Origin of the sequence: Streptomyces aurantiacus JA 4570 (assembly GCF_000414115.1) — a bacterium.
Taxonomy (GTDB): Bacteria; Actinomycetota; Actinomycetes; order Streptomycetales; family Streptomycetaceae; genus Streptomyces; species Streptomyces aurantiacus_A.
Window position 1 is genome coordinate 1 of sequence record NZ_AOPZ01000203.1, and the last position, 4,264, is coordinate 4,264.

4 protein-coding genes are annotated in these 4,264 nt (G+C 73.9%); 1 reads left to right on the forward strand and 3 read right to left on the reverse strand.

Going from position 1 to position 4,264, the window contains the following annotated elements:
* The coding region (locus STRAU_RS20085) for a precorrin-6A/cobalt-precorrin-6A reductase (RefSeq protein WP_037660655.1) at positions 1-446 on the forward strand (446 nt) is incomplete at its 5' end.
* A gap of 22 nt (positions 447-468) precedes the next feature.
* Here the strand turns inward: STRAU_RS20085 and STRAU_RS20090 are convergent.
* From STRAU_RS20090 to STRAU_RS20100, 3 genes are all read right to left on the reverse strand, one after another.
* Positions 469-2,574 carry an MDR family MFS transporter gene (locus tag STRAU_RS20090; RefSeq protein WP_016642206.1) on the reverse strand — a complete coding sequence of 702 codons (2,106 nt, stop codon included), beginning with the start codon at positions 2,572-2,574 and terminating at the stop codon, positions 469-471.
* Between the two features lie 116 nt (positions 2,575-2,690).
* Positions 2,691-3,467, reverse strand: a complete 777-nt coding sequence (cobF, locus tag STRAU_RS20095) for a precorrin-6A synthase (deacetylating) (RefSeq protein ID WP_016642207.1) — start codon at positions 3,465-3,467, stop codon at positions 2,691-2,693.
* Between the two features lie 91 nt (positions 3,468-3,558).
* Complete coding sequence (locus STRAU_RS20100; RefSeq protein ID WP_037660657.1) at positions 3,559-4,101, reverse strand: DUF309 domain-containing protein; 543 nt, start codon at positions 4,099-4,101, stop codon at positions 3,559-3,561.
* Positions 4,102-4,264: the final 163 nt, after the last annotated feature.

Consider the following 4,264-nt stretch of genomic DNA (forward strand, 5'->3'; position numbering starts at 1 on the left):
GGCCCGGCTGGCGCCCGGGCCCCGGCGACGACTGGCACGAGACCGCCTCGCTCGACGAGGCCGCCGCCGCGCTCCCGGCGCTCGGCCGCCGCGTCTTCCTCACCACGGGCCGCCTGGGTCTCGCCGCCTTCGCGCCGTACGACGCGCTCCACTTCCTCGTACGTTCCGTCGAGCCGCCCGAGCCACCGCTGCCCCGTGACGTGGAGACCCTCCTGGACCGCGGCCCGTACACCGTCGACGGCGAGACGGCGCTGCTGCGGGCGCACCGCATCGACGTGCTGGTCACCAAGGACAGCGGCGGCGCGGCGACCGCGGCCAAGCTCACGGCCGCCCGCGCCCTCTCGCTGCCCGTGGTGATCGTCCGCCGCCCGGAGCCGCCGCCGGGAGTGACGGTGGTGGCGGATGTGGCGGCGGTGCTCGCCCGGCTGGGACTGCCGGACGGGTAAGGGGGCGGCAGAGACGCGCGGCCTACGCCGACGCCGGTGCCACCGGCCGCGGCCGCTGCCCCCGGTCCAGCGCGAGCCCCTGTGCCAGCTCCTCCGCGAGCAGCCGCTTGGCGATCGTGTCGACCGCCGCCATCAGGCGCCCGTCGCCCCCGGCCGTGTCCGCCAGGGCCCGCCCGCCGTCCTTCTCCAGCTGCTCGCGGAGCCAGGCGGCCCACGCCGTGCCGATCACGTCGGCCTCGCGCGCGCCCGCCGGTGTGTGCTCGAACATCGTGCCGGTGCGGGTCAGATAGCCCTCCTCGACCATGCGGTCGAACACCGGCACGAGGACCTCGGGCGGCAACTGGCGGCGGGTCGCGATGAGGTTGAGGTTGGCGTGGCCGACCATCCGCGTGAACAGGGCGACCTGCATCACGGCCCAGGCGCCCGCCATGTCCAGGCGGGTGTCGGACCTTTGGATGATGGCGCGCGCGGTCTGCGGGCCGTTGGCGCGCAGGATGTTGCCGACGGCGAGTTCGAGCAGCCGGTTCGCGTCGCCCGCCTGCGGCGACGCGAAGCCCTCGCCCATGTCGGACGAGCTCATCCGCGCGCTGTCGCGCAGCTCGACCTGCTTGAGGAACAGCGCCACCACGAACCCGGCGAGCGCGACCGGCACGGTCCACAGGAAGACGGTCTGGAGGGTGTCGGCGTACGCCGTGATGAGAGGGGCGGCCGCTTCGTCCGGCAGGTCGTGCAGGCCCTGGGGGCTCTGGGCCGCCTTCGCGATCGTGTCCTGCGGCGCCGCGCCGGTCCGCGCGGCCTCCGCCACGCCGTCCCGCAGGTTCGATGCCAGCGTGTTGGCGTAGATCGTGCCGAACACCGCCGTGCCGAACGAAGCGCCCAGCGTACGGAAGAAGGTGACGCCGGACGTCGCGGTGCCCAGATCCGCGTACGCGACGGTGTTCTGCACGGCGATCACCAGGACCTGCATGGACAGGCCGATGCCGACGCCGAGCACCCCCATGTACAGGGACTCCAGCCACGTGTTCGTGGCGCGGCCCATGAGGGAGAGGAGGTAGAGGCCGAGGGCCATCACCAGCGAGCCCGCGATCGGGAAGATCCGGTACCCGCCGCCCTTGCTGACGACGTTCCCGCTGAACACGGACGCGACGAGCAGCCCGAAGACCATCGGCAGCGTCCGCACGCCGGAGATCGTGGCCGAGTCGCCGTCGACGTACTGCAAATAGGTCGGCAGGAACGTCATCGCGCCGAGCATCGCGAAGCCCACGATGAAGCTGAGGATGGAGCAGACCGTGAACACGGGGTTCGCGAAGAGCCGCATCGGCAGCATCGGCTCCGCCGCCCGGGTCTCCACCCAGCAGAACGCGGCCAGCGCGAGCAGCCCGCCCACGAAGAGGCCGATGATAATACCCGAGCCCCACGCGTACTGGTTGCCGCCCCAGCTCGTCGCCAGGATCAGGGCGCTCGCGCCCACCGCCACCAGCGCGATGCCCGCGTAGTCGATGACCGGCCGCGAGGCCGACCTCACCACCGGGATCGTGCGGGCGGCGGCGACGACCACGAGGATCGCGATGGGGACGTTGACGTAGAACGCCCAGCGCCAGGTCAGGTGGTCCGTGAACAGGCCGCCGAGCAGCGGCCCGATGACCGTCGAGACGCCGAAGACCGCGCCGATGGCGCCCTGGTACTTGCCGCGCTCCCGCAGCGGGATGACGTCGGCGATCAGCGCCATCGCCGTGACCATCAGGCCGCCCGCGCCGATGCCCTGGAGCGCCCGCCAGGCGATGAGCAGCGTCATGTTCGTCGAGAGCCCGCACAGGAACGAGCCGGTGATGAAGACGACCGCCGACACCTGGAACACGATCTTGCGCCCGAACAGGTCGCCGAACTTGCCGACGAGCACCGTCGCGACCGTCTCCGCGAGCAGGTACGCCGTCACGACCCACGACATGTGCTCGGCGCCGCCCAGGTCCGACACGATCGTCGGCAGCGCGGTGCCCACGATCGTCTGGTCCAGCGCGGCAAGGAGGACGCCCAGCATGATCGTCACGAAGACGATGTTGCGCCGGCGCTTGTCCAGGACCGGTGGGCCCTGCTCCTGCACGGCCGCGGGCTGCTCGGTAACGGTCACAGGCTCACCCTCACACCGGCACCGGGCGCGTGCATGCGGGGCCGTCCGGTCCGGTGACGGGGTACCGGCGCGCGGGTGCGGGCCGGGCGGCCCCTGTGCGGGGCCCGGGGGGCGGGTCAGCCGTCCGTGCGCCTGCGCAGCAGATACGTGTCCATGATCCAGCCCTTGCGCGCGCGGGCCTCGGCGCGCAGCCGCTCGATGCGCGGGGCGGCCTCGGCGAGCGGACCGGAGACCAGGATCTCGTCCGGGGTGCCGATGTACGCGCCCCAGTAGATCTCGACGTCGTCCCGGTCGGCGTACCGCCTGAAGGCCAGCCGGGCGTCCAGTATCACCACCACGTCGTCCACCCCGTCCGGGAAGCCCTCCTCGGACAGGCGGCGGCCGGTGGTGATCTGGACGGGGCGCGCGACGCGGTTCAGGCCCGTGCGGTGGCGCGCGGCGAGCGCGGAGACGCTGCTGATGCCCGGTACGACGGCATAGCCGAAGTCCACGGACCCGCGGGCGAGCACCTCCTCCAGGATCCCGATCGTGCTGTCGTACAGCGCCGGGTCGCCCCACACCAGGAACGCCCCGGTCTGGTCCGGGCCCAGCTCGTCGGCGATGAGCCGCTCGTAGATGTCGGCGCGGCGGCCGCGCCAGTCGTCCACGGCGGGCGAATAGTCCGCGCCGCCCGCCTTCCGGTCGCGCTCCGGGTCGCGCGCCTCGACGACGCGGTACGCCCCGTCCGGCCGGTGCGCGTCGAGCATGCCCCGGCGCAGCGCCACGAGGTCCGCCTTCTCCTCGCCCTTGCCGAGGATGAAGAACACGTCCGTGTCCCCGAACGCCTTGACCGCCTGGAGGGTGAGCTGGTCGGGGTCGCCCGCACCGATGCCGATGACATGAATCTTTCGCACGGGGCGAGTGTGCCGCACGGGGTGCGCGGGCCGCGCCGCGGGTGGGCACCTCCGCGACGGCCGCCCGCACCCGGCCCGGTCGCCCCCGTGCTCAGCCCTCGTCGCCGGGGACGAGCCGTGGCGCGCACCCCGCCGCGTCCAGCGGCTCTCCGCCCCGCTCCACGCGCCCCGCCAACGCCCGCGCCCACTCCTCCAGTTCCGGTACGTCGATGCCGTACGGCCGCTGCCGCCCCGCGGCCTCCCCGGTCCACGCCGAGACGGCGCCCGCGCCCCTGAGCAGCAGCCGCGCCCCGCCCGTGGCGTTGCCGCGCGCCGCATGCGTCAGGCCGACGGCGAGCTGCGCGAGGCCCTTCCACAGGCCGCGCTCCTCATCGGGCCCGGACTTCCAGGCGTCCTCGAAGACCTCGTGCGCGTGGAAGGGCCGGCCGGCGTCAAGGAGCGCCTGCGCCTCGGCGAGGGTTTCCCGGGGCGTGCGCACCACGCCCTCCGGCTGCCGCTCCACGCCTTCGGCGCCGTACGGCAACGGCCGCCCGAGCCCGTCGCGCGGCCGGGCGTTGCGGGCCCGGCCCTCCGCGTCGCGATCCCGCCCGCTGTCCGCGCCGTCCGCGCCGTCCGTTCCAAGTACGCCACTCATACGTCGATTCTCGCGCGGCCCGCACCGCGGGGCAGGCCGGGGCGCCGCCCCGGCCGTCCACCGGGGCCGCCGCTTCGGACCACCCCGCGACGTGCGGTAGAGTTCTACCTGCGTGATCACGCGGGACACCGCGCGAAACGCACCGGGACGTGGCGCAGCTTGG